Annotated in this window: 20 protein-coding genes; 13 read left to right on the top strand and 7 right to left on the bottom strand. The window is 64.2% G+C overall.

Annotated elements, in window-relative coordinates; all coding sequences use genetic code 11:
- Window positions 1–3: 3 nt before the first annotated feature.
- Genes BC1002_RS00920 through BC1002_RS00910 form a run of 3 tightly spaced genes read left to right on the top strand, consistent with a single transcriptional unit; the run spans window position 4 to window position 1,633 of the window.
- Entirely contained in the window at window positions 4–249 is a 246-nt protein-coding gene (locus BC1002_RS00920) for a DUF1289 domain-containing protein (RefSeq protein ID WP_013088192.1), read from the top strand.
- On the top strand, window positions 246–719 hold the full coding sequence (locus BC1002_RS00915; protein WP_013088191.1) for a MaoC family dehydratase: 474 nt from the start codon (window positions 246–248) through the stop codon (window positions 717–719). Before BC1002_RS00920 ends, BC1002_RS00915 begins: the two co-directional genes overlap by 4 nt.
- The gene (locus BC1002_RS00910; RefSeq protein WP_013088190.1) at window positions 716–1,633 is read left to right on the top strand and encodes an MBL fold metallo-hydrolase; all 918 of its coding nucleotides are present in this window, start codon (window positions 716–718) and stop codon (window positions 1,631–1,633) included. Before BC1002_RS00915 ends, BC1002_RS00910 begins: the two co-directional genes overlap by 4 nt.
- 297 nt (window positions 1,634–1,930) lie before the next feature.
- Here the strand turns inward: BC1002_RS00910 and BC1002_RS00905 are convergent, their stop codons facing one another.
- The gene (locus tag BC1002_RS00905; RefSeq protein ID WP_013088189.1) at window positions 1,931–2,869 is read right to left on the bottom strand and encodes a DMT family transporter; all 939 of its coding nucleotides are present in this window, start codon (window positions 2,867–2,869) and stop codon (window positions 1,931–1,933) included.
- A 113-nt stretch (window positions 2,870–2,982) separates the two neighbouring features.
- Between BC1002_RS00905 and BC1002_RS00900 the strand changes: the two genes are divergently transcribed.
- Entirely contained in the window at window positions 2,983–3,453 is a 471-nt protein-coding gene (locus BC1002_RS00900; protein ID WP_013088188.1) for an Lrp/AsnC family transcriptional regulator, read from the top strand.
- Window positions 3,454–3,491: 38 nt separating this feature from the next.
- Here BC1002_RS00900 and BC1002_RS00895 read toward each other — a convergent pair whose 3' ends face one another.
- Window positions 3,492–4,382, bottom strand: a complete 891-nt coding sequence (locus BC1002_RS00895) for an alpha/beta fold hydrolase (RefSeq protein ID WP_013088187.1) — start codon at window positions 4,380–4,382, stop codon at window positions 3,492–3,494.
- Window positions 4,383–4,696: 314 nt separating this feature from the next.
- Between BC1002_RS00895 and BC1002_RS00890 the strand changes: the two genes are divergently transcribed.
- On the top strand, window positions 4,697–5,656 hold the full coding sequence (locus BC1002_RS00890) for an NAD(P)H-dependent flavin oxidoreductase (RefSeq protein WP_013088186.1): 960 nt from the start codon (window positions 4,697–4,699) through the stop codon (window positions 5,654–5,656).
- 38 nt (window positions 5,657–5,694) lie between these two features.
- Here BC1002_RS00890 and icmF read toward each other — a convergent pair whose 3' ends face one another.
- The 4 genes from icmF to BC1002_RS00865 all read right to left on the bottom strand — a co-directional run bounded on the left by icmF (window position 5,695) and on the right by BC1002_RS00865 (window position 12,453).
- Window positions 5,695–9,087 carry a fused isobutyryl-CoA mutase/GTPase IcmF gene (gene icmF / locus BC1002_RS00885; RefSeq protein ID WP_013088185.1) on the bottom strand — a complete coding sequence of 1,131 codons (3,393 nt, stop codon included), beginning with the start codon at window positions 9,085–9,087 and terminating at the stop codon, window positions 5,695–5,697.
- Window positions 9,088–9,205: 118 nt separating this feature from the next.
- Window positions 9,206–10,138 carry a LysR family transcriptional regulator gene (locus tag BC1002_RS00880; protein ID WP_013088184.1) on the bottom strand — a complete coding sequence of 311 codons (933 nt, stop codon included), beginning with the start codon at window positions 10,136–10,138 and terminating at the stop codon, window positions 9,206–9,208.
- A 152-nt stretch (window positions 10,139–10,290) separates the two neighbouring features.
- The gene (locus tag BC1002_RS00875; protein ID WP_013088183.1) at window positions 10,291–11,376 is read right to left on the bottom strand and encodes a porin; all 1,086 of its coding nucleotides are present in this window, start codon (window positions 11,374–11,376) and stop codon (window positions 10,291–10,293) included.
- A 555-nt stretch (window positions 11,377–11,931) separates the two neighbouring features.
- Window positions 11,932–12,453 carry a hypothetical protein gene (locus BC1002_RS00865; protein WP_041734256.1) on the bottom strand — a complete coding sequence of 174 codons (522 nt, stop codon included), beginning with the start codon at window positions 12,451–12,453 and terminating at the stop codon, window positions 11,932–11,934.
- A 532-nt stretch (window positions 12,454–12,985) separates the two neighbouring features.
- Here BC1002_RS00865 and BC1002_RS00860 point away from each other — a divergent pair.
- From BC1002_RS00860 to BC1002_RS00835, 6 genes are all read left to right on the top strand, one after another.
- Window positions 12,986–14,011 carry a bile acid:sodium symporter family protein gene (locus BC1002_RS00860; RefSeq protein ID WP_013088181.1) on the top strand — a complete coding sequence of 342 codons (1,026 nt, stop codon included), beginning with the start codon at window positions 12,986–12,988 and terminating at the stop codon, window positions 14,009–14,011.
- A 371-nt stretch (window positions 14,012–14,382) separates the two neighbouring features.
- A complete protein-coding gene (locus BC1002_RS00855) occupies window positions 14,383–15,369 on the top strand; it encodes a LacI family DNA-binding transcriptional regulator (RefSeq protein WP_013088180.1) in 987 nt (328 codons plus the stop codon).
- Complete coding sequence (locus BC1002_RS00850) at window positions 15,366–16,667, top strand: AGE family epimerase/isomerase (protein WP_013088179.1); 1,302 nt, start codon at window positions 15,366–15,368, stop codon at window positions 16,665–16,667. The genes BC1002_RS00855 and BC1002_RS00850 overlap by 4 nt, the downstream gene beginning before the upstream one ends.
- Window positions 16,664–17,572: a carbohydrate kinase family protein gene (locus BC1002_RS00845; protein ID WP_013088178.1), complete on the top strand. Its 909-nt coding sequence runs from the start codon at window positions 16,664–16,666 to the stop codon at window positions 17,570–17,572. Before BC1002_RS00850 ends, BC1002_RS00845 begins: the two co-directional genes overlap by 4 nt.
- Before the next feature lie 151 nt (window positions 17,573–17,723).
- Complete coding sequence (locus BC1002_RS00840; protein WP_013088177.1) at window positions 17,724–17,954, top strand: hypothetical protein; 231 nt, start codon at window positions 17,724–17,726, stop codon at window positions 17,952–17,954.
- A 68-nt stretch (window positions 17,955–18,022) separates the two neighbouring features.
- Window positions 18,023–18,268 (top strand): hypothetical protein, encoded by a 246-nt coding sequence (locus BC1002_RS00835; RefSeq protein ID WP_013088176.1) that lies wholly within the window; start codon window positions 18,023–18,025, stop codon window positions 18,266–18,268.
- Between the two features lie 90 nt (window positions 18,269–18,358).
- Here the strand turns inward: BC1002_RS00835 and BC1002_RS00830 are convergent, their stop codons facing one another.
- Window positions 18,359–18,733, bottom strand: coding sequence for a DUF3828 domain-containing protein (locus BC1002_RS00830; protein ID WP_013088175.1), 375 nt, complete (start codon window positions 18,731–18,733; stop codon window positions 18,359–18,361).
- Between the two features lie 389 nt (window positions 18,734–19,122).
- Between BC1002_RS00830 and BC1002_RS00825 the strand changes: the two genes are divergently transcribed.
- Both BC1002_RS00825 and BC1002_RS00820 read left to right on the top strand, forming a co-directional pair.
- Entirely contained in the window at window positions 19,123–20,100 is a 978-nt protein-coding gene (locus tag BC1002_RS00825) for an ion channel (protein ID WP_013088174.1), read from the top strand.
- A 241-nt stretch (window positions 20,101–20,341) separates the two neighbouring features.
- Window positions 20,342–23,929, top strand: a complete 3,588-nt coding sequence (locus tag BC1002_RS00820) for an indolepyruvate ferredoxin oxidoreductase family protein (RefSeq protein ID WP_013088173.1) — start codon at window positions 20,342–20,344, stop codon at window positions 23,927–23,929.
- The last annotated feature ends 21 nt before the right edge of the window (window positions 23,930–23,950 follow it).

The raw sequence follows: 23,950 nt of genomic DNA, 5'->3' as shown, positions 1-23,950 counted from the left end.
ACGATGGCGAGCAGTAAGCCTTACGAACAAAAAGCCGGCGACGGCTCCGTGCCGTCGCCGTGCATCAACGTGTGCAGGATGGATGCGTCGACGGGCTGGTGTGAAGGATGCCTGCGCACGATCGACGAAATCGCCGGCTGGTCGACGTTCGACGACGACGAAAAGCGCGCGGTCTGGGATACGATCGAAGCGCGCCACGCGGAATTCATCGCTAGCCGCACGACATCGGCGACGAAGGAGAAGCAATGAAAGCCGCGCCGCGCGTCGTCACGCTCGGTGAGACGTTCAGTTCGACGCTCGAGTTGTCAGTGGATTCGATCAAATCGTTCGCGACGCTCGTCGTCGATCTGAACCCGCTGCATCACGATGAAGCGTATGCCGCGCAAAGCCGCTTTGGCGGGCTGATCGCGTCGGGCACGCAACCCACCGCATATTTCATGGCGTTGCTCGCCACGCATTTCTCTACTTACGCGCAGCCGCTCGGCCTCGAATTCGATATCAAGCTGAAGAAGGCGGTGCAGGCGCACGACACGCTGACAATCACATGGCGTGTGCGCGACGCTCACTGGAAGCCGAGCCTGAACGGCGATCTGACCTACCTCGAAGGCACGGTGGTCAATCAGGGCGGCGAGCTGATGTTGACGGGTACGTCGACGATCCTCGTGATGCCGAAGCCCGACGCGGTCGAGCACGCGCAATCGAGAACGGCCACCCCATGATCGCACTACCCGCATCGATCCGGGTGTTCGAGCGCGGCTGGCTGTCGTCGAACAATGTGCTGCTCGTCGACGACGCCTGCGCGGCGCTCGTCGATACCGGCTATGCGACGCACGCTTCGCAGACGGTCGCGCTGGTGCGCAACGCGTTGCACACGCGGCCGCTCGATCTGATCATCAACACGCATCTGCATTCGGATCACTGCGGCGGCAACGCGCTGTTGCAGGCCACATGGCCGTGCCGCACGCTGATTCCATTATCCGAAGCCGATGCCGTGCGCGACTGGGACGAAACGCGCCTCAGCTTTCGCGCGACCGGTCAAACCTGCGAGCGCTTCGGCTTCACCGGCACGCTCGCATCCGGCGCACACCTGCGGATCGGCGCGCTCGACTGGCAGGTGCTCGGCGCGCCGGGCCACGATCCGCATTCGCTGATGCTTTATTGCGCGGACGAACGCTTGCTGATCAGCGCGGACGCGCTATGGGAAAACGGCTTCGGCGTGATCTTTCCCGAACTCGAAGGCGAAAGCGGATTCGCCGAGCAGCAGGCCGTACTCGACATGATCGCGACACTCGACGTGCGGGTCGTGATCCCTGGCCACGGCGCGCCGTTCACGCATGTCGGTCCAGCGCTCGAACGCGCGATGTCGCGCGTCGCCAGGTTGCGTGCCGACCCCGCGCGCAACGCGAAGAACGCGCTGAAAGTGCTGATCGTATTCAAGCTGCTCGAAGTCCGCGAGATGAGCGTGGACACGCTTTTGCGCATGCTCGACGACGCGTCCGTGATGCGCGCCGCCGCGTCGATGCTGAAGCCACGCAGCGAATGGCCAACGTTGCTGAAGGGAATGATCGGGGAACTCGCGGCAAACGGCGGACCGCTCGAAGTGGACGGCACACGCATTCTCGCGCGGCGTTGAACGTGTGATCGGCACATGCGGCCGGTGCAGTGGAACAGCGCACTGGAACCCAAAACCGTTGCTACAAAAAGAAAGCCGCTCGACAAGGCGAGCGGCGGAACATCTGTGTGGACGTGATCAGCGTCGACATCAATGATACCCGCGCGAATATTCGCAACGCATCGGTGATTTCCCTACAGAAAATTGACACCGCGTTTTACAAATGCATACATCTTCTGTCATCAAGCTGCGTTAGGCGTTCGATGCACGCCTTATTCCGGAATCCCTGGCAATATCCGATCGAGCGCCGAATCGGCATTACGTGGATGACAAGCGCTTTTTCTGCGGCACGATCCGCCACCCGAGATTGACGCCCGCCGCCGCCAGCAGAATCAGCACGGCGCCAAGCACCTGAATCCATGCGAGCGTCTGTCCGAACGCAAGCCGGTCGACGATGATCGCGACCACCGGATAGATGAACGACAACGCGCCCGTCATCGACGTCGGCAGCTTCTGGATCGCGCCATACAGCAGCACGTACATGAGACCGGTATGGACGACGCCGAGCACGACCAGTTCGAGCCACTGCACGCCGCTTGCCGGCAACGCGTCGAAGCGCACGAATGGCGCGAGCAACAACACGCCGAGCGACACCTGGATCAACGCGAGCAGATGGGGCGGCGTGCCCTTCAGCCGCTTCGTGATGATCGACGACACCGCGTACATCGCCGCCGCACCGACCGCATAGGCGACGCCGACCAGATATTGCCCCGGCACCGCGAGCACGGCCGGCTCGACCTTTACGACGAACACCAGCCCGACGAACGCGACCACGAGCCACGCGATCGTCGATGCGCTGATGCGCTCGCGGAACACCAGCGCGCCGAGCCCGACAAGCATGAACGGCTGCGTGTTGTAGACGGCCGTCGCCATCGAAATCGACGCGCGTGAATACGCGGCGAACAGCAGCACCCAGTTCACGACGATCGCCGCGCCGCCGAGTAGTGCGAGGCCGAGCATCTTCCACGAAAACAGCTCGCGGCGGAACAGGCCGAGCACGGCGCACACGAGCGCGAGCGTCGCGCCGCCGAAAATGCAGCGAAAAAACACCACGTTAAATGGGCTTTGCTGCGACGACACGACGAGCCAGCCGATCGTGCCCGACATCAGCATCGCGATGCTCATCTCGGCCGCGCCGCGGCGGATGTCGCTGGACGAACTGCTCGTGGTCGTCGCTGAAGCCTTGTTTGAAGCCATGATTCGATCCCGGATTGATGACTACATGACTTGCAGTGTAAATAATCCGCGCGCCCGAATATATGGCTAAACTTAAGCGTTACTGCATTTCTACCTCGTAAACGAAGGCCATCATGAGCAAACGCCTTGCTTCGATCGCACCGATAGCACTCGACGACACCGACCGCGCACTGCTCGCCGCGCTCGCGCAGGACGCGCGCCAGCCGGTCAGCGAACTCGCGCGCGTCGTCGGCTTATCGCCGCCGAGCACGGCCGAGCGCGTGCGGCGGCTCGAAGCGCAGGGCGTGATCGAGCGCTTCACCGTGCAGATCGATCCGCGCGCGCTCGGGTTCACGCTGCAGGCGATCGTGCGCGTGAAGCCGCTGCCTGGCGAGCTGCATCTGGTGGAGGAAGTGATCCGGCGCATTCCGGAGTTCGTCGAATGCGACAAGGTGACCGGCGACGACTGTTTCATCTGCCGCCTGTACCTGCATTCGATCGAGCAGCTCGATGAGATCCTGTCGAAAGTGACCGAGCGCGCGGAGACCAGCACCGCGATCGTCAAGTCGACGCCGGTCACGCGGCGGCTGCCGCCGCTCGGCTGACAAAGGTCGAACGAGGGCCGATCGAAGCGGCCCGTTGCTTATTGTTCAACCGCCTCGAAGAACGACAGCATCTCGGCGACAAGTTCGTCCGGCGCTTCCTCGGGCAGATAGTGCCCGCACGCTAGCGCGCGACCGCTCACGTCGCGCGCGACACGCCGCCATTCGTCGAGCGCATCGAAGCATTTTTCGATCACGCCCTTGTCGCCCCACAGCACGCGCAGCGGACAGCCGATCTTGTTGCCGCGCTCGATATCCGCGCGATCATGTTCAAGGTCGATGCTCGCCGACGCGCGATAGTCCTCGCACATCGCGTGCACCGCGCCCGGTTGCGCGAGCGCTGCGCGATAGGCGTCGAGCGCGGCGGGATCGAACGGCGCGAGACCCGCGTGACGTCCGCCCATCACCGCGTCCACATAGGCGGCCGGATTCGCGCCGATCAACGTTTCGGGCAGCGGCTCGGGCTGAATCAGGAAGAACCAGTGGAAGTAATGCGTCGCGAACGTGCGGTCAGTGGCTTCGTACATCGCGAGCGTCGGCGCGATATCGAGCAGCATCAAACGCTCGACCGCATCGGCGTGATCGAGCGCCATCCGGTGCGCCACGCGCGCGCCGCGATCGTGCGCGCAGACGAGGAAGCGCTCGAAACCGAAGTGGCGCATCACCGCGACCTGGTCGGCGGCCATCGCGCGCTTCGAATACGGCGTGTGCCCGGCATCGCTCGACGGTTTACCCGATGCGCCATAGCCGCGCAGATCGGTTGCGATCACCGTGAAGTGCTGCGCGAGCGGCTCGGCGCAGCGTTCCCAGATCAGATGCGATTGCGGATGGCCGTGCAGCAGCAGCAGAGGCGGCCCGGCGCCGCCCTTCACTCCGAAAATATCGACATCGCCGACGGCGACACGAAAAGGCGTGAAATTTTCGAAGGCCATGACGTCTCGTTGATCGTTTGAGGTCCGTGCATTGTAGAAGGCCGACAGGTCCGTGCGAGGTGGGATAACCCACGCAGACATGGAACCTGAATACTCCTTCGAACCGTTTCAATCGGCCTGCCGAGCGGGGGGCGTCCGCTTCGCCTATAATCGAACGATCGTTCTTAAATGATTACCACGATTTCGGTATGCCGGTTTGGTGCGATTGCCACACGCAGTCGCCGGTCGACATCCCGCAAGCCTTGTGCCGCTAAACTCATCCATGCCCCCGGACGCCCCGTCGCACCGGTTTGCCCAATCTGGAGACTCGCACCATGGCATTGCCCGCCGTTCTGCAAAACCTCGCGCTGCCCGTCGTCGCTTCACCGATGTTCATCGTCAGCTATCCCGAACTCGTGCTGGCACAGTGCAAGGCCGGTATCGTAGGCTCGTTCCCTGCCCTCAACGCGCGCCCGGCCGAGCTGCTCGACGAGTGGCTCACGCAGATCCAGGCGCAACTCGCCGAGCACGAGGCCGCGAACCCGGATGCGGTGATCGGCCCGATCGCGGTCAATCAGATCGTCCATCAGTCGAATGCGCGGCTCGAACACGACGTGCGCATCTGCGTCGAGCACAAGGTGCCGATCTTCATCACCAGCCTGCGCGCGCCGGCGCGCGAGATCGTCGATGCAGTGCATAGCTATGGCGGCATCGTGCTGCACGACGTGATCAATCTGCGTCATGCGCAGAAGGCGCTGGACGCCGGCGTCGACGGGCTGATTCTGGTTGCATCGGGCGCGGGTGGCCACGCGGGCACCACTTCGCCGTTCGCGCTGGTCGGCGAGGTGCGGCGCATTTTCGACGGCCCGATCGTGCTGTCGGGCTCGATTGCGAACGGCGGCTCGATTCTCGCCGCGCAGGCGATGGGCGCGGACCTCGCGTACATGGGCACCCGCTTTATCGCGACCAAAGAAGCGCACGCGGTCGACAGCTACAAGCAGGCGATCATCAACGCGAAGGCGTCGGACATCATCTACACGAACCTGTTCACCGGCGTGCATGGCAACTACATCCGCGAGAGCATTCTGAACGCGGGGCTCGACCCCGACGCGCTGCCCGAATCGGACAAGACCAAGATGAACTTCGGCAGCGAAAAGGCCAAGGCGTGGAAGGACATCTGGGGCGCGGGCCAGGGCGTCGGCCTGATGGACGACGTGCCCGACGTCGCCGAACTCGTGCGGCGTCTGAAGAAAGAATACGACGACGCGAAGGCGCGGCTCGGCATCGCGCGCTGACGTGTCCAACGGGAGCGGGCCGGGCCGCCCCTCGCGGCCTACATATTCCGCCGATACTGCCCGCCCACCTCGAACAGCGCGTGGGTGATCTGCCCGAGCGAACATACGCGCACCACGTCCATCAACACCGCGAACACGTTGCCGTCATCGATCACCGCGCGCTTCAGGCATTCGAGCGCTTCAGGCGCGGCGTCGCGATGGCGCGTCTGGAAATCGCGTAACCGCCGCAGCTGACTCTGTTTTTCCGCGTCGGTGGAGCGCGCCAGCACCAGAGGCCGCGGCGCTTCATGCGGATGCGCGCTCAGGAACGTGTTCACGCCGACGATCGGATACGAGCCGTCGTGCTTGCGATGCTCGTACAGCATCGACTCGTCCTGAATCCGTCCGCGTTGATAGCCGGTTTCCATCGCGCCGAGCACGCCGCCGCGCTCGGTAAGCCGCTCGAACTCGGCGAGCACCGCTTCCTCGACCAGATCGGTCAGCTCATCGATCACGAAGCTGCCCTGATTCGGATTCTGGTTCTTCGCCAGCCCCCATTCGCGATTGATGATCAGCTGGATCGCGACCGCGCGGCGCACCGATTCCTCGGTCGGCGTCGTGATCGCTTCGTCGAACGCATTGGTGTGCAGCGAGTTGCAGTTGTCGTAGATCGCGATCAGCGCCTGCAGCGTCGTGCGGATGTCGTTGAAATCGATTTCCTGCGCGTGCAGGCTGCGTCCTGACGTCTGCACGTGATATTTGAGCTTCTGGCTGCGCTCGTTCGCGCCGTAGCGCTCCCGCATCGCGATCGCCCAGATGCGTCGAGCGACGCGGCCGAGCACCGTGTACTCCGGGTCCATGCCGTTCGAGAAGAAGTACGACAGATTCGGCGCGAAGTCGTCGATCGACATGCCGCGCGCGAGATAGGCCTCGACGTATGTGAAGCCGTTGGCGAGCGTGTAGGCGAGCTGCGAGATCGGGTTCGCGCCGGCCTCGGCGATGTGATAGCCCGAAATCGACACCGAGTAGAAATTGCGCACGCCGTGTTCGACGAAATACGCCTGGATGTCGCCCATCACCTTCAGGCTGAATTCGGTCGAGAAGATGCAGGTGTTCTGCCCCTGGTCTTCCTTCAGGATGTCGGCTTGCACGGTGCCACGCACGTTTTCGAGCGCAGCGCGGCGCGCTGCGGCGAGTTCGGCTTCGCTCAGCGGGCGGCCTTGCTGTTGCTCTTTCAAAGCGATCTGCTGATCGATCGCGACGTTGAAGAACATCGCGAGGATCGTCGGCGCGGGGCCGTTGATCGTCATCGACACCGAGGTTTCCGGCGAGCACAAGTCGAAGCCGTCGTACAGCGTCTTCATGTCGTCGAGCGTCGCGACCGACACGCCCGAATTGCCGACCTTGCCATAGATGTCCGGGCGCTCGTGCGGCTCCTCGCCGTACAGCGTCACCGAGTCGAACGCGGTGGAGAGCCGTTTGGCCGGCATGCCTTCCGACAGCAGCTTGAAGCGCCGATTGGTGCGCTGCGGATCGCCCTCGCCCGCGAACATGCGCGTGGGGTCCTCGTTCTCGCGGCGAAACGGAAATACCCCGGCGGTGAACGGGAAATAGCCGGGCAGATTGTCGAGCATCAGCCAGCGCAGGATCTCGCCGTGATCCACGAATTTCGGCAGCGACACTTTGCGGATTTCGGAGCCGGACAGCGTCGTGACCGTCAGCGCGGTGTGGATTTCGCGATCGCGGATGCGCACCACGTGTTCGTCGCCGGCATAGGCGGCCACTGTTTGCGGCCACGCATCGAGCAGCTTGCGTTCGCGCTCGCCGAGCGCGGCGTCGCGTTGCTTGATCAGCGCGTCGAGCGACGCGGCGTCGTTGCCCGCCTCGCCGAGCATGCGGCGCGTCTCGACGAGCTGCCAACGCTCGCGCGCGATCTGCGCCTGCGCGTCGGCCCGCTCGCGATAGCCGCGCACCGTCTGCGCGATGTCGGCCAGATAGCGCACGCGCGCGGGCGGCACGATCGCGTGCAGGTTGCTCGAAAAGCGCAGGCCTTCCGGCGCGCCCAGCCGTGCGCCGCCGTCGCGCAGGCCGTGTGTGCGCAGCGCAGCGGCGATGCGCAGGTACAGCGCGGTCACGCCGTCGTCGTTGAAGCGCGACGCGATCGTGCCGAATACCGGCATCGCGTCGGGCGATGTCGCGAAGTCCGCGCGATTGCGCTGCACCTGCTTTGCGACGTCGCGCAGCGCATCCTGCGCGCCTTTGCGATCGAACTTGTTGATCGCGACGAAGCTCGCGAAGTCGAGCATGTCGATCTTCTCGAGCTGGCTCGCGGCGCCGAACTCCGGCGTCATCACGTACAGCGATTCGTCGACGAACGGCACGATCGCCGCATCGCCCTGACCGATCCCCGAGGTCTCGACGACGATCAGATCGAAACCCGCGACCTTGCACAGCATCAGCGCGGCGGGCAGTGAATCGGAGAGTTCGGTCGATGCCTCGCGCGTCGCCATCGAACGCATGTAGACGCGGGCGCCGCGACGGTCGCCGCCGCCCCAATCGCCGATCGCGTTCATGCGGATGCGGTCGCCGAGCAGCGCGCCGCCGGATTTGCGGCGCGACGGATCGATCGCGAGCACGGCGATGTTCAGCGTGTCGTCGTAGTCGAGCCGGAAGCGGCGGATCAGCTCGTCGGTCAGCGACGACTTGCCCGCGCCGCCGGTGCCGGTGATGCCGAGCACGGGAACCCGCGTGGTTTGTGCCAGTGTCGAAAGCTGGTCGCGTGCGGCGGCGTCGACGCTGTTCGTTTCGAACGCACTGATCAGTTGCGCGAGGCGGCGGAAGATCGGCGCGGCGGGATCGGCGGTGTGCAAGCCTGGGGGAGTGCCGCCGTTCGGAGCATTGGTCTCGAAGCAGAGCGGCAACGGCCGCGCGGCCAGCTCGGCGAGCCATTCGCGCACCGGCGTCGGCCGCGCCGCATCGGCCGCGCGCGCGCCTTCGACGCAGCGCGCGATCATGTCGTCGATCATGCCTTGCAGGCCGAGCCGCTGGCCGTCGTGCGGCGAGTAGATCTTTTCGACGCCGTCGCGTTCGAGCGCGGCGATCTCCTCGGGGACGATCACGCCTCCGCCGCCGCCGAACACCTTGATGCGCTCGCCGCCGCGCGCACGCAGCAACTCGACGAGATAGCGGAAGTATTCGTTGTGGCCGCCCTGGTAGCTCGACACGGCGACGCCGTCGGCGTCCTCGTTGAGCGCGGCGGTCGCGACTTCGGCGACGGAGCGGCTGTGGCCCAGGTGGATCACCTCGACGCCGCTCGCCTGCAGGATGCGCCGCATGATGTTGATCGACGCGTCGTGGCCGTCGAACAGTGCGGCGGCGGTGACGAAGCGCAGGCGCCGGCCCGCGGGCAGTTCGTGGCTGCCGGCACGCTGCGGCGTGGACAGATCGGTCATGTCTCCCCCAATTCATTTAACTGATGGGTGTTGACAGTCAGTATATAGAAACGGGGTAAGACGGCGCCGGGGCGCCGGGCGGCCGATTGGCGGCGTCCGTGAGGTGCTTCGTGAAACGCTACCGCACAGCCAACGCCTTGATCTCGTCAAGCGACGGCCACAGCGATTCGTTCGCGAACCGCGCCGCCAGAAAATCGACGAACGAGCGCACCTTGGCCGACAGATGCCGCCGGCTCGTGTAGACGACGTGGATCGGCAACTCGCGCGGCGGCACTTCGTCGACGAGCAGCGGCACGAGCCGTCCTTCCGCGAGATCGCTGCCGATCACCTCGGTGCCCAGCATCGCGATGCCCGCGCCGAGCAGCACGACCACGCGCTGCGCCTCGAGCTGGTTGACGATCAGGTTGCCCGACAGGCGCACGCGCGAGCTCGCGTCGCCGGTCGCGACTTCGAGCGCCGACACGCCCGCGTACTGCAGATAGTTGTGGCGCGCGAGATCGGCGACGCTCTTCGGCGTGCCATGCTTGCGCAGATAGGCGGGCGACGCGCACAGCACCAGATGCGCAGTCGCGATCTGCCGCGCGATCAGCGACGACGACTTAAGCCCGCCCGGCGAGGCGCGGATCGCGACGTCGAAACCCTCGTCGATCAGCTCGACGACGCGGTCGGACAGCGTCATGTCGACGGTGACCTGCGGATACTGCTCCGCGTAGTCCGCGACCGCAGCCATCACGTGATTCAGGCCGAACGCCGATAACGACGACACCCGCAGCCGCCCGTGCGGCACGACGCTCGCCGCGCCGACCGCCTGGCCGGCCTCGTCGAGCTCGGTGAGCGCCTGGCTCAGCCGCTCGTAGTACTCGCGCCCCGCCTCGGTCGGCGCGACGCGGCGCGTGGTGCGGTTCAGGAGCCGCGCGCCGAGCTGTTGCTCCAGATGCATCACGTGCTTGCTCGCCATCGCCGCGGACATCTCCATCTTCTCTGCCGCGCCGACGAAGCTACCGGCTTCGACCACGTGGCGAAACACTTTCATGCTGACGAGGGTGTCCATCTGAGTCACTCGCTTCAGGAATCAATCGACGCCATTTTGCCGGGTTTATCAAAGGGACGGCAGCAAACGCTCGTATTCGACCGCGCCGAAAACGACAAAGCCCGCGTTCCGGGCGGAACGCGGGCTTTTGCGGTGAGACTGGAAAATCGAGCTCAGAACTTCGCGCGCAACCCCGCGCCGTAGGTGTTGCCGCTCGACTGGCCGGTGATGTGGTCATACATGTACGCGGCGTAGACGTCGGTGCGCTTGGACAGCGGATAGTCGTAGCCGACCGCCGCCGTCTGGCGCGTCTGGTTCGAACCGCCGCCGTTACGCGAATACGCATACGACGCCATCACCGAGCCCGGCCCGAACGGCACCGTGACGCCACCCTGCCCCGTGTTCACATGCCAGCTCGTGACCTGCTGGTCGTTGTACGTGTACATGTACTGGCCGTACAGCTTGACGAACTTCAGGTCGTACGACACGCCCGCCTGCGCGACGCTCTGGCTGCGCAGACCCGGCACGCCCGAGGTTTCGAAGCTGCCGAGGTCACCCGGCACGTTGTTGAAATTCACGTACTGATACACCGCGGTTGCCGCGAACGGGCCGTGGAAGTACAGCACCTGGCCGCTCCACTTCTTCGCGCCGTTCTGGGTCGTGTTGCCGAGCGCGTACATCGCCGTCGCCGACAGGCCGTTGAAATTCGGCGTCGCATACGACACTGCGTTGTTCCAGCCCGAGTCGCCGGTCACGCCCTGGTCGGTCGTGTAGGTCGGGAACGTGCCGAGGCCGAGGTACACGTGGGTGACCATCGGCGAGAACACGTACGAATCGACGAACGGATTGAACAGGATCGTCGATACGAACAGCGGCGTCGTCAGCCGGCCGGCGGTCACGGTGCCCCACGGCGCTTCGATACCGACGTACGCGTTACGCGAGAACGTCGTGTCGCCGGTGAAGCGGCCGTACTCGCCGGTTTGCGCGCGGAAGAAGCCTTCGATCGTGAAGATCGCCTTGTAGCCGTTGCCCAGATCCTCGGTCCCCTTGAAGCCCCAGTAAGACGTCGACATGCCACCGCCCGACACGACTACCGCGGTCTTGCCGCCCGGAAACTTCTGCGCACCGACCCATTCGTCGACCTGGCCGTAAAGCTGCACGCTCGATTGCGCAAACGCCGACGATGCGCTCGCCAGCGCGGCGACGCATGCGGTGGCCTTCAGAGTAGTCTTCAGCACGGTGCTGAGGCTTGTGTTCATGGGTTCTCCAATCTTTGTCAAAAAGGTGTGGCTGTGCGAAAGGGGCGCTCGCGCGAAACGTTGTTGTTATCCGTTCGATCGTCGAGTCAATCTGGGCGCGTCCATCTTTGCGGACCATTTTTATAAACAAAAATATCGCTGCTTATTGCGGGTATATCGGTCTGATTAGTTTGGTCGGTTATCGGCTTGATACGACACTTTGAGCGGACGGTGGCGCGCGCGGCGAACGCAATGCGGCATGCGGCGAACGGCGCGCCACAGCGTGTGAGAACGCCTTAAAGGACGGGCCGATGTCGCGACGCGGCAGAATGCCAAGATTTGACGCTGACCAATACTTCGATGCCGAGCGTTTTCAAAAAAGTGTGGCGTCGAAACGTCAGATTCGGCGGTCGGGCGCAGAGGAAGGCGCGCGAGGGATCGCGGGAAGGGATCTGGAGGAAGGTTTTTGCGACAGGCGATATGGGTCGCGTCCCGTGTAAAGCCGACAGCTCACCCGTTCAGGTAGCGGCGAACGTGGCCCACATGGCGCAGGACGATCAGGTAAACCGCGCTCAGCTAATTGCGATAGGGTGAACCGCCCGGCTGCCGCGGATCGTCGGCTGGGCGTTGCATCGGACGCGGGGCGCCGCGCTCTTCGTTATAGCGGGCGACGTCGGCGCGGATCGAGCCGTTGCGCATCGGCATATTCGACGGGGGATGCGGCACCGGACGCGACTCCGCGCTGACCGGCGTGATCGCGCCGGCGTAGCTGGACGGATCGCCAACACGGCGAATGCCGGACTTGTAGCTGCCGAAGCCATAGCCGAAGTTGGCGTCCGCGATATTCGGATTGCCGCGCTGCGCGCGTGAGTCACGAGCAACCATCGGATCGCGCAAGCCGCGCGGACCATGCGCACCATTCGCGTCGGCGTAATGGCCGTCGCCGCGCACCTCCATGCGCGGCGGGTGCCCGCCAGCGTGATGCGAATCAGCACCGCCGCCATGCGGCGCACCCGGCCCCTTCGCATACGCGAACGAGCACAGCACGGCGATGACCGCGCCCCACGCCCAGTGCCTCGTTCTCGACAACCCGTCCACCTTTGTGACTCTCACGCCCGAAGACTTGCCTGAAATCCACCGTTCGAGCTGCGATGGACCTGTTGCGGGAGGAGAAAAGCGCCGCGTGGCTGCCGCGGCGCAGGGCATCCCTGCGGCCTTTGACTGAGTAATTTATGGGCGTGGGGAGAGGGTGTCGAGCCAAAAAGTGTTAGGTCTCGTCGGTGGATGTAACACCCTGTTACTGCGGCGTTTTTCCGCGGCGGAGCCGTTGTGCGGGTGAGCCTTTGCGGCTTGCCGGGGGCGTTTTCGCCTACCCCGCCCCAACGCCCTTGTTGCAAATAAACGCCGCCTGCCACGTCAATGGGTAAACGGTTTGTCGCGAGGGAGTACGTCGCCAATACTGAATATTGGGCGTGTCATTAGTCAATGCACAACTTCATTAATCGATTCGGCAAATGAATTTGCGTTTTCAATCGAATTTCGACAACAATAGCCGCTTTCCATTGATACGGACCGCGCCCTCACAGGCCCGTCCCGTGCTGACACCGCATCATTGAGTTGAGATTGCGACATGGCCCGCCCGAAATTCCTGCCCGATAACTTCACCCTGTGCCTCGTCGGCACCGTGATCCTCGCCAGCTTTCTGCCCGTGCATGGGCAGGCCGCCGTGGGGTTCAACTGGGTGACGAACATCGCGGTCGGCCTGCTGTTCTTCCTGCACGGCGCGAAGCTGTCACGCGAGGCGATCATTGCCGGCGCGACGCACTGGCGCCTTCACCTGGTGGTGCTGCTGAGCACGTTCGCGCTGTTTCCGCTGCTCGGCCTCGCGCTTAAACCGGTCCTTTCGCCGCTGGTCACGCCGTCGCTCTACGCCGGTGTCCTCTTCCTCTGCACGCTGCCATCGACGGTCCAGTCGTCGATTGCGTTCACGTCCATTGCCAAGGGCAACGTGCCGGCCGCGGTATGCAGCGCGTCCGCCTCGAGCCTGCTCGGCATCTTCGTCACTCCAGCACTCGTCAGCCTCATCGTGACGAATCAGGCTGCGAGCGGCGGCGCGTCGCCGTGGCATACGATCGGCAACATCGTGCTGCAACTGCTCGTGCCGTTCGTGGCCGGCCAGCTGCTGCGCCCGCTGATCGGCAAGTGGATCGAGAAGAACCGCGGCGTGCTGAAGTTCGTCGACCAGGGCTCGATCCTGCTCGTCGTGTACGGCGCGTTCAGCGAGGCCGTCACCGAAGGCCTGTGGCACACGATTCCGCTTTCGGCGCTCGGCGGCCTCGTCGTGGTGAGCTGCGTGCTGCTTGCGCTCGCGCTGGGCATGACGATCTTCGCGAGCAAGCGGCTCGGCTTCAACCGCGCGGACCAGATCACGATCATCTTCTGTGGCTCGAAGAAGAGCCTCGCAGCGGGCGTACCGATGGCCAAGGTGATCTTCGCGTCGCACGCGGTCGGCGCCGTGGTGCTGCCGCTGATGCTGTTCCACCAGATCCAGCTGATGGTCTGCGCCGCGCTCGCGCAGCGCTGGGGCGCCCGCGACCTCAGCGGCGAGGGCGAGGCCGCGGCACGGCGACCCGCCGCCGCCGTCGCGCGCCGTTGAAAACACCTGCGATGCGAACAGGACATTCATAAGCGCCCTCCCTGAGCGTCGTTTCGATCGTATGAAGCAAGCCGCCCTCGGGCGGCTTTTTCTTTTGGCTCTTGATTGGCCGTTGTCGTTATTTCACGCGCAAACGCTCTCGCTGTCGCCTCGGCCGGATGGCATAGGACGATTCTGGATGTGCGTCGAAAACGGCGACTCGCCTATTGTTTAGTGTTTTTTACTAAACAGTTTAACTTCTGACAACTCCATAAAATACGGGTATTTACCGGTGTTGCGCGGGCGTTTTTAGGGCTGTTTTAGCAACGTTTTACTATACAATCGCCCGACCTGAACCCGTGCTGCCTCGCCTCGCGCGGCAGCTTCATTCGATGGCCACAACCATCCGCGACGTCGCCCGCGCGGCCAGCGTTTCGATCGGCACCGTGTCGCGCGCGCTCAAGAATCAGCCGGGCCTTTCCGAGGCCACGCGCGAGCGCGTCGTCGAAGCGGCGCGCCAACTCGGCTACGATTCGGCGCAACTGCGTCCGCGCATCCGCCGCCTGACTTTCCTGCTGCATCGTCAGCACAACAACTTCGCCGCGAGCCCGTTCTTCTCGCACGTGCTGCACGGCGTCGAAGACGCGTGCCGCGAGCGCGGCATCGTGCCGTCGGTGCTGACCGCCGGGCCGACCGAGGACGTGATTCACCAGATGCGCCTGCACGCGCCCGACGCCGTCGCGATCGCCGGCTTCGTCGAGCCCGAAACGCTCGCCACGCTGGTCGCGATGCAACGCCCGCTGGTGCTGATCGATCTATGGTCGCCGGGACTGCGCTCGGTCAACCTCGACAACGCCGGCGGCGCCACCCTCGCGATGCGCCATCTGTTCGAGCAGCAGCGCAAGCGCGTCGCGTTCATCGGCGGCTCGCTCGCGCACTTCAGCATCGCCGAGCGCGCGCTCGGCTACCGGCGCGCGTTCTTCGAAGCGGGGCTGCTGTTCGACCCGTCGCTCGAAGTGACCATCGACGCCGGGCTCGATCCCGACACCGGCGCCGCGCGCGCGATGCAGCGCCTGCTCGACGCGCCGGGCCCGCGCCCCGACGCCGTATTCGCCTTCAACGATGCCGCCGCGCTCGCCGCGCTGCGCGTGTGCCTCGCGCGCGGCCTCAGCGTGCCCGACGACATCGCGATCATCGGTTTCGACGACATTCCCGCCGCCGCCCACGCGACCCCGCCGCTATCGACGATCGCCGTCGACAAGGAAGCGCTCGGCCGACGCGGCGTCGAACTGCTGCTCGAAGACTCGCCCGCCGAACTCGAAGTCCGCTTGCCCGTTCAACTCGTTGCCCGTGCCAGTACTTTGGTGAAAACGCCATGACGAAAACCGATCCGCACCACCCTTCCACCGACGCCGCGAAGGCGCCGCCGGTCGCCAGCTTCCGCAAGCGCGAGTTTCTACTCGCGCACATCGAGGACACGCTGCGCTTCTACGCGCCGAACGTGCTCGACCCGAGCGGCGGCTTCTACCACTTCTTCCGCGACGACGGTTCGATCTACAACCGCACCACGCGCCATTTGGTCAGCAGTTGCCGCTACGTGTTCAACTACGCGATGGCGTACCGGCAGTTCGGCGACCCGAAGCACCTCGAATACGCGCGCCACGGTCTGCGCTTTCTGCGCGATGCTCACTGGGATTCGCAGCACGAGGGCTACGACTGGGAAATCGAATGGCGCGACGGCAGAAAGCGCACGCTCGACGCGACGCGCCACTGCTACGGCCTCGCGTTCGTGCTGCTCGCGTACTCGCACGCGGCGATGGCCGGCATCGAGGAAGCGAAGCCGATGATCGGCGCGACCTTCGAGCTGATGGAGCACCGCTTCTGGGACGCCGCCGCCGGCCTCTATGCCGACGACGCGTCGGCCGACTGGCGCGTCAGCACGTATCGCGGGCAGAACGCGAACATGCATACCACCGAGGCGCTGCTCGCCGCGCACGAGGCGACCGGTCATCTGGTGTATCTCGATCGCGCCGAGCGCGTGGCGTCGAATATCACGCTGCGCCAGGCGAAGCTGTCGCAAGGGCTCGTGTGGGAGCACTTTCACGCGGACTGGTCGGTCGACTGGCATTACAACGAGGAAGACAGCTCGAACATCTTCCGCCCATGGGGCTTCCAGCCCGGTCATCAGACCGAATGGGCGAAGCTGCTGCTGATTCTCGAACGCTTCCGTCCGCTGCCGTGGCTGCTGCCGCGCGCGATCGAACTGTTCGACGCCGCGATGATGCACGCATGGGACGAAGACCACGGCGGCCTCTACTACGGCTTCGGCCCCGACGGCACCGTGTGCGATCACGACAAGTATTTCTGGGTGCAGGCCGAAACGTTCGCGGCCGCCGCGCTGCTCGGCAAGCGCACCGGCAACGAGCGCTTCTGGGACTGGTACGACGAGATCTGGCGCTATAGCTGGACGCACTTCGTCGACCACAAGTACGGCGCGTGGTATCGCATCCTGACTTGCGACAACCGCAAGTACAGCGACGAAAAGAGCCCGGCCGGCAAGACCGACTATCACACGATGGGCGCGTGCTACGAAGTGCTCGCCCATGCGCTCGGCGAAGACGCGTCGGCTGGATCGACCGCCCCCGCCGCAGCGGTTTCAGCGGAGAAAGCACAATGAGCGCGACGACCGAACTCCCCGTTTTCGTATCCGCCGGTGACATCCTCACCGATCTCGTGCGCACCGGCGCATCGCACTGGCTGTCGCGTCCGGGCGGCGCGGGCTGGAACGTCGCGCGCTGCGTCGCGCGGCTCGGCCTGCCGACCGCGTGCGCGGGCTCGCTAGGCGTTGATAACTTCTCCGACGAGCTGTGGGACGCGAGTGTCGCCGCCGGTCTCGACATGCGCTTCCTGCAGCGCGTCGAGCACCCGCCGCTGCTCGCGATCGTGCATCAGACGCATCCTCCCTCGTACTTCTTCATGGGCGAGAACAGCGCCGATCTCGCGTTCGATCCGGCCCGGCTACCGGCCGGCTGGATGAACGCGGTGAAGTGGGCGCACTTCGGCGGCATCAGCCTCGTGCGTCAGCCGCTCGGCGATACGCTCGCGGCGCTCGCCGCCGAGTTGCGCTCGCACGGTGTGAAGATCAGCTTCGATCCGAACTATCGCAATCTGATGGAGCATGGCTACGCGCCGAGATTGCGCCAGATGGCCGCGCTCGCGGATCTGATCAAGGTATCGGACGAAGATCTGCGCATGTTCTTCAAGACCAGCGACGAAGCCGCCGCGCTCGCGCAATTGCGCGCGATGAATCCGGCCGCCACCGTGCTCGTCACGCGCGGGCCCGACGCGGCGATGCTGCTCGACGGCGCCGCCGTGATCGACGCGAAGCCGCCGCGCGTCGAAGTGGTCGACACGGTAGGCGCGGGCGATGCGTCGATCGGCGGTCTGCTGTTCAGCCTGATGAGCGCGCCGCAACGCGGGTGGCCCGAGCATCTGGCGTTCGCGCTCGCGGCCGGCGCGGCGGCTTGCGGCCACGCCGGAGCGCACGCGCCGACGCTCGACGAGGTGGTCGCGCTGCTGTAAACCGCGGCGCTGTAATTCTGCTGCCTTCGGGCGCGCGTAGCATGACGGATGTCGAGCACGTGACGCGGCGCGAAGCCGCCCGGGCGGGAACCGATCCCGCCATGCCGTGCTAGGATGAAATATCGAAACCTTTGCGAAAAGGAGCGAGGCCATGGAGGACGTCACCTACACCAAAGGAATCTACACGGCCACTGCGTCGATAAGAGAAGTCGCACAGGACGCCTTCCAAGGTATCGTCACCCTCGCGCGCGACGAAGGCGAACCCAGCGACGATCAGGAAACCACGCTCTACGAAGTCGACTCGACGTCGCCGACGCCGGGAGAAGCGCTCGAAGAAGCCAAAGCGCTCGCACATCGTATCCTCGGGGAAATCGAACTGTAGGCCGAACCAAGGCGCAGTGTGCTCGCGCATCGGCGTGCCGCTGCGGGGTCGACCGGCTGGAGGCGATCATGGCTGAACAGCTGTTCCAATACGGCGTGTATTCGATTCACGTTCGTCCGCTCGAACTGAGCGGCGCGCGCTGGGACGCGGAATACGAAATCCGTCATCGCGAGAAGGCCGTCAAGCCGTGGACCACGGTCGGCGGCGACGCGGGATTTGCCGAGCAAGCCGAAGCGGTGGAAAGCGCGCATCGGCAGGCCGTCGACGATATCGAGCATGGCGCGGGAATTCCGAAGCCGCGGGTGTTTCCGTAAGCGGTTGTCGACGCGCTTTTTGAGGCCGCGTCGAGATTCGCCGTGGCGACCTTGAGCGGCGCGTCGCCACGCAAGGTAACGCGCGAACTGTCACCGATAGTCGAGCGTATCTACGACCTTAGTGATCTTCCAGGTGCCATTTTCCTGGCGCAAAAATACGATATTGGTCTGTTTGTCTTTGGAGCCGAACGTAACAGCCACGAGCACCACGCTGTCGAGCATGAAGACTGGATGCACCGCTATATGCCTGGCCCAGTCTTTCTCGTCGAAGTCTTGCACTTTCGTGAAGTACTCCGCATCTTCGGACAATTTGTTGGCCTGATATTGCTTTCGCAATAAATCGACGGTTGGTTTTGCAACGTGCCTGTATATCTCCTGGTCCATGATCGGATAGTCTCGGTCTGCGGCCAGGCGCGGAATGAACCATGCGTAGAAATCTCTTACGCGGGTCTCGACCGGGCGCATTCTCCACGGCTCACTGGTCTTGCATTCAATTGCAGATAGTTAACAGCAGCGTTCTTACTCCATGACATATTATATTGTCTCGATAATATTTTTATGTCGAAATGGCACGGCAGATCAAAAGATAAAGCGAGATATTTGATTATCTCGAAAACAATTTAAATACAGATAGCTTTTTCGAATAAAAATATAACCCTCGTCACTACCATGCTAGTGACGAGGTATATCAGCTGATCGGCACGCTCCAGTCAATTGCATGAGCCTTGTCATAAAACGTCGGAACGCTGAGTTTCATTCGCAGATTTGCAAGGTAACAGCGCCGCTTCGCCTCTCTCTGTACCCCATCTCGCGCCGTGCTACGCTGTGCCTGTATTTATCCCCACGAGCACGTGATGGCAAGCGAACCGTCAGACCGTTTTTCCACGCTCGGCGACTCCGACACCGACACGAGCGCGCCGAGGCGCCACGCGCGCGGCAGCCGCGAAATGCGTCTCGACGATCGGGTGGTGATCGCGCACGGCATGCCGACGCCGTTGTGGCAAGACCTGTATCACCGCGCGCTCGGCGTGCGTTGGCCGGTGTTCTTCGTGTCGCTCGCGCTGCTGTTCCTGCTGCTCAACACCGTGTTCGCCGTGCTCTATATGCTCGGCGACGCTCCGATCGCGAATCTGTTTCCAAAGGGCTTCGGCGGCGCGTTCTTCTTTAGCGTCGAAACGCTCGCGACGGTCGGCTACGGCGACATGCATCCGCAAACCGTCTACGCGCACTGGATCGCCACGCTCGAAATCTTCATCGGCATGTCCAGCATCGCGTTGGCGACCGGGCTGATCTTCGCTCGCTTTTCACGGCCGCACGCGAAGATCATGTTCGCGCGCTATGCGGTGATCCGGCCCATCGACGGCCGCATGACGTTGATGGTGCGCTCGGCCAACGCGCGTCAAAACGTGATCGCCGAAGCACGCGCGCGGCTGCGCATCATGCGCCTGGAGACGTCGATCGAAGGCTTTACGCTGCGCAAGCTCTACGACCTCGCGCTGGTGCGCGACCAGCACCCGGTGTTCAAGCTCGGCTGGACGCTGATGCACATCATCGACGAAGCGAGTCCGCTGTTCGGCGAAAACGCCAAATCGTTGAAGGGCCGCGACGTGTCGCTGCTGCTGACGCTCGAAGGCATCGACGAATCGACGTCGCAAACCATGCAGGCGCGCCACATGTGGACCTGCGACCAGATCGTCTGGCAGCACCGGTTCGTCGACATCATGAGCGAGCAAGACGGCGTGAGCCACATAGACTACGCGCACTTCGACGAAATCGTGCCGCTCGATGCGGCGCCGCTCCAACCGGACATCGCGGCGAACACCGCGCAGTAGCAATCGCCACAGTCCCATTCGACGCCCCACGATACCCAGGGCATACCCGAAGCGTGCCGCCGCCTGGCAAATCCGGCTCAAAAGCGGGCCGAAACGCGCGAGTCATCGCGCCCATTCGCGCACGCCCGATTAAAGAAGAAATAATTCACTCTCCCGAGCGCTAAAAAATAGAGTCTCTTTCGCTGCGCGGCATCGGTAACCCGCCACCCGCGCGCTGAGCCAGAACATTGGAGACTCCCCCATGACCGCTCGCCTGCCCATCGACGGCACGCCCGCTCTCGCCGACTACAAGCTTTCCGACAATCTCACCGCGACGCGCGGCCGGATCTTTCTGACCGGCACCCAGGCGCTCGTGCGCCTCCCTCTGATGCAGCGCGCGCTCGACAAAACTCGCGGCCTGAACACCGCCGGTTTCATCAGCGGCTATCGCGGCTCGCCGCTCGGCATGGTCGATCAGCAGTTGTGGAAGGCGAAAAAACTGCTCGCCGCGAGCGACGTCCGCTTTCTGCCCGCGATCAACGAAGAACTCGGCGGCACTGCCGTGCTCGGCACGCAGCGCGTCGAAGCCGATCCGGAGCGCACCGTCGATGGCGTATTCGCGATGTGGTACGGCAAAGGCCCGGGCGTCGACCGCGCCGGCGATGCGCTGAAGCACGGCAATGCCTACGGCTCGTCGCCGCACGGCGGCGTGCTGGTGGTCGCGGGTGACGATCACGGCTGCGTGTCGTCGTCGATGCCGCATCAGAGCGACTTCGCGATGATGGCGTGGCATATGCCGGTCGTAAATCCGTCGAACATCGCGGACATGCTCGAGTTCGGCCTGTACGGCTGGGCGTTGTCGCGCTTCTCGGGCGCGTGGGTTGGCTACAAGGCCATTTCGGAAACCGTCGAATCGGGCTCTACCGTCGATCTCGACGCGCTCCAAACCGAATGGACACCTCCGCAGGAATTCGCAGCACCAACCGGCGGTCTGCACAACCGCTGGCCCGATCTGCCGAGCCTGACGATCGAAGCGCGTCTGCACGCGAAGCTCGACGCGGTGCGCCAGTTTGCGCGCATCAACAGCATCGACAAATGGATCGCGCCGAGCCCGCATGCGAACGTCGGCATCGTCACGTGTGGCAAGGCACATCTCGATCTGATGGAAGCGCTGCGCCGGCTCGATCTGACGCTCGCCGATCTCGACGCGGCCGGCGTGCGCATCTACAAGGTCGGGCTGTCGTTTCCGCTGGAGATGACGCGCATCGACGCATTCGTGTCGGACCTGTCCGAAGTGCTCGTGATCGAAGAGAAGGGCCCCGTCATCGAGCAACAGATCAAGGACTATCTGTACAACCGCACGCAAGGCACGCGGCCGGTGGTGATCGGCAAGCACGCCGAAGATGGCACGATGCTGCTGTCGTCGCTCGGCGAATTGCGGCCGTCGCGAATTCTGCCGGTCTTCGCGAACTGGCTCGCGAAGCACAAGCCGGCGCTCGATCGCCGCGAACGCGTCGTCGATCTGGTCGCGCCGCAGATCCTGTCGAACGCGGCGGACAGCGTGAAGCGCACGCCGTATTTCTGCTCTGGCTGTCCGCACAACACGTCGACGAAAGTGCCGGATGGCTCCATCGCGCAAGCCGGCATCGGCTGCCATTTCATGGCGTCGTGGATGGAGCGCGATACGACCGGGCTGATTCAGATGGGCGGCGAAGGCGTCGACTGGGCCGCGCATTCGATGTTCACGAAGACCCGCCACGTGTTCCAGAATCTCGGCGACGGCACCTACTTTCACTCGGGCATTCTCGCGATTCGCCAGGCGGTCGCGGCGAAAGCGACGATCACCTACAAGATCCTCTATAACGACGCGGTCGCGATGACGGGCGGCCAGCCCGTCGACGGCAGCATCTCGGTGCCGCAGATCGCGCGACAGGTCGAAGCCGAGGGCGTATCGCGCTTCGTCGTGGTCAGCGACGAGCCCGAGAAATACGACGGCCATCACGGCCAGTTTCCGCAGGGCACGACGTTTCACCACCGCAGCGAGATGGACGCGGTGCAGCGCGAGTTGCGCGATACCGACGGCGTGACCGTACTGATCTACGACCAGACCTGCGCGGCCGAAAAACGCCGCCGTCGCAAGAAAGGCGAATTCCCCGATCCGAACAAACGGCTCTTCATCAACGAAGAAGTCTGCGAAGGCTGCGGCGATTGCGGCGTGCAGTCGAACTGTTTGTCGGTGGAACCGGTGGAAACCGCGCTCGGCCGCAAGCGCCGCATCGATCAGTCGTCGTGCAACAAGGACTACTCGTGCGTGAACGGCTTTTGCCCGAGCTTCGTCACCGTCGAAGGCGGCACGCTGAAAAAAGCCGCGGGCGTCGCATTCGATCCGCAGGCGCTCACTGCTCACGTCAACGCGTTGCCGATCCCCGCGACGCCGCTCGATGCCGCGCCGTACGACATCCTCGTGACCGGAGTGGGCGGCACTGGCGTCGTGACGGTCGGCGCATTGATCAGCATGGCCGCGCACCTCGAAGGCAAGAGCGCGTCGGTGCTCGACTTCATGGGCTTCGCGCAGAAGGGCGGCTCGGTGCTGTCGTTCGTGCGCTTTGCCGCGCGCGACGAATGGCTGAACCAGGTCCGCATCGACACGCAGCAGGCCGACGTGCTGCTCGCCTGCGACATGGTGGTCGGCGCGAGCGCCGATGCGCTGCAAACGGTGCGGCATGGCCGCACGCGCATCGTCGTCAACACCCATGCGATTCCGAACGCGAGCTTCGTGCAGAACCCGGACGCGACGCTGCATGCCGACGCGCTGATCGACAAGATGCGTCACGCGGCCGGCGCCGAGCGTATGTCCACCTGCGACGCGCAAGCGCTCGCGACGCGTTTTCTCGGCGATACGATCGGCGCGAACATTCTGATGCTCGGCTTCGCGTGGCAGCTCGGTCTGGTGCCGGTGTCGTTCGCCGCGATGATGCGCGCGATCGAACTGAACAACGTCGCTGTCCAGATGAATCAACTCGCGTTCTCGATCGGGCGCATGGCTGCGGCCGATCCCGCCGCGCTCGAATCGCTGTGGCAGTCGCGCCATGCGCCGAAGCCGAGCGTGCGCGTCGATACGCTCGACGAGCTGATCGCGCATCGCGAGGCACGTCTGCTCGCGTATGGCGGCGCGGCTTATGTGACGCGCTATCGCGCGCTAGTCGATGTGGCACGGCGCGCGGAAACCGCCGTCGATGCGGCGAGCGAGCGCGTGACGCGCGCGGTCGCGACGACGTTCTATCGACTGCTCGCGGTGAAGGACGAGTACGAAGTCGCGCGTCTGCATACGGATGGCGCGTTCCGCGAAGCGCTCGAAGCACAGTTCGAGGGCGCCGCCGGCAAGGACTTCACGATCCGCTTCAACCTCGCGCCGCCGACGCTGACGCGCGTGCAGCCCGGTGCGGTGCCCACAAAGAAAACCTATGGTCAGTGGATGTGGCCCGTGCTCGGCCTGCTCGCGAAATGGCGCGCTCTGCGCGGCACGGCGCTCGACCCGTTCGGCCGCACGCTCGAGCGCAAGATGGAGCGCGAGCTCGCGAGCGATTACGAAACCACGCTGCAACGTGCGCTAGCGAAACTCGACGCGAGTCATCTCGACGACGTAGCGAAACTCGCTGAACTGCATGCGCGCGTGCGCGGTTATGGGCACGTGAAGCTGGCGAATCTGGCGGGCGTCAAGCGTGGCGAGCGTGACCTCGCCGCGCGCGTCGGCATCGAGGCGGCGACGGGTATCGCGGTGAAGAAGTCGCTCGATGAAATGAAGGGCGCCGGGCAGTTGCGCGGCATTCCGGTGGTGATCGCGAAGTAACGTGTTCGTTGCGCTGCCCGG

It is taken from the genome of Paraburkholderia atlantica (assembly GCF_000092885.1).
GTDB lineage: Bacteria > Pseudomonadota > Gammaproteobacteria > Burkholderiales > Burkholderiaceae > Paraburkholderia > Paraburkholderia atlantica.
Note: the sequence above shows the minus strand (reverse complement) of the source record. Positions and strands in the feature narration are given on the sequence as shown.

Excerpts from the sequence above, each read along its gene's own strand:
- BC1002_RS00920 (WP_013088192.1), top strand. The coding sequence starts at position 4 with ATGGCGAGCAGTAAGCCTTACGAACAAAAAGCCGGCGACGGCTCCGTG.
- BC1002_RS00915 (WP_013088191.1), top strand. The coding sequence starts at position 246 with ATGAAAGCCGCGCCGCGCGTCGTCACGCTCGGTGAGACGTTCAGTTCG.
- BC1002_RS00910 (WP_013088190.1), top strand. The coding sequence starts at position 716 with ATGATCGCACTACCCGCATCGATCCGGGTGTTCGAGCGCGGCTGGCTG.
- BC1002_RS00905 (WP_013088189.1), bottom strand. The coding sequence starts at position 2,869 with ATGGCTTCAAACAAGGCTTCAGCGACGACCACGAGCAGTTCGTCCAGC.
- BC1002_RS00900 (WP_013088188.1), top strand. The coding sequence starts at position 2,983 with ATGAGCAAACGCCTTGCTTCGATCGCACCGATAGCACTCGACGACACC.
- BC1002_RS00895 (WP_013088187.1), bottom strand. The coding sequence starts at position 4,382 with ATGGCCTTCGAAAATTTCACGCCTTTTCGTGTCGCCGTCGGCGATGTC.
- BC1002_RS00890 (WP_013088186.1), top strand. The coding sequence starts at position 4,697 with ATGGCATTGCCCGCCGTTCTGCAAAACCTCGCGCTGCCCGTCGTCGCT.
- icmF (WP_013088185.1), bottom strand. The coding sequence starts at position 9,087 with ATGACCGATCTGTCCACGCCGCAGCGTGCCGGCAGCCACGAACTGCCC.
- BC1002_RS00880 (WP_013088184.1), bottom strand. The coding sequence starts at position 10,138 with ATGGACACCCTCGTCAGCATGAAAGTGTTTCGCCACGTGGTCGAAGCC.
- BC1002_RS00875 (WP_013088183.1), bottom strand. The coding sequence starts at position 11,376 with ATGAACACAAGCCTCAGCACCGTGCTGAAGACTACTCTGAAGGCCACC.
- BC1002_RS00860 (WP_013088181.1), top strand. The coding sequence starts at position 12,986 with ATGGCCCGCCCGAAATTCCTGCCCGATAACTTCACCCTGTGCCTCGTC.
- BC1002_RS00855 (WP_013088180.1), top strand. The coding sequence starts at position 14,383 with ATGGCCACAACCATCCGCGACGTCGCCCGCGCGGCCAGCGTTTCGATC.
- BC1002_RS00850 (WP_013088179.1), top strand. The coding sequence starts at position 15,366 with ATGACGAAAACCGATCCGCACCACCCTTCCACCGACGCCGCGAAGGCG.
- BC1002_RS00845 (WP_013088178.1), top strand. The coding sequence starts at position 16,664 with ATGAGCGCGACGACCGAACTCCCCGTTTTCGTATCCGCCGGTGACATC.
- BC1002_RS00840 (WP_013088177.1), top strand. The coding sequence starts at position 17,724 with ATGGAGGACGTCACCTACACCAAAGGAATCTACACGGCCACTGCGTCG.
- BC1002_RS00835 (WP_013088176.1), top strand. The coding sequence starts at position 18,023 with ATGGCTGAACAGCTGTTCCAATACGGCGTGTATTCGATTCACGTTCGT.
- BC1002_RS00830 (WP_013088175.1), bottom strand. The coding sequence starts at position 18,733 with ATGCGCCCGGTCGAGACCCGCGTAAGAGATTTCTACGCATGGTTCATT.
- BC1002_RS00825 (WP_013088174.1), top strand. The coding sequence starts at position 19,123 with ATGGCAAGCGAACCGTCAGACCGTTTTTCCACGCTCGGCGACTCCGAC.
- BC1002_RS00820 (WP_013088173.1), top strand. The coding sequence starts at position 20,342 with ATGACCGCTCGCCTGCCCATCGACGGCACGCCCGCTCTCGCCGACTAC.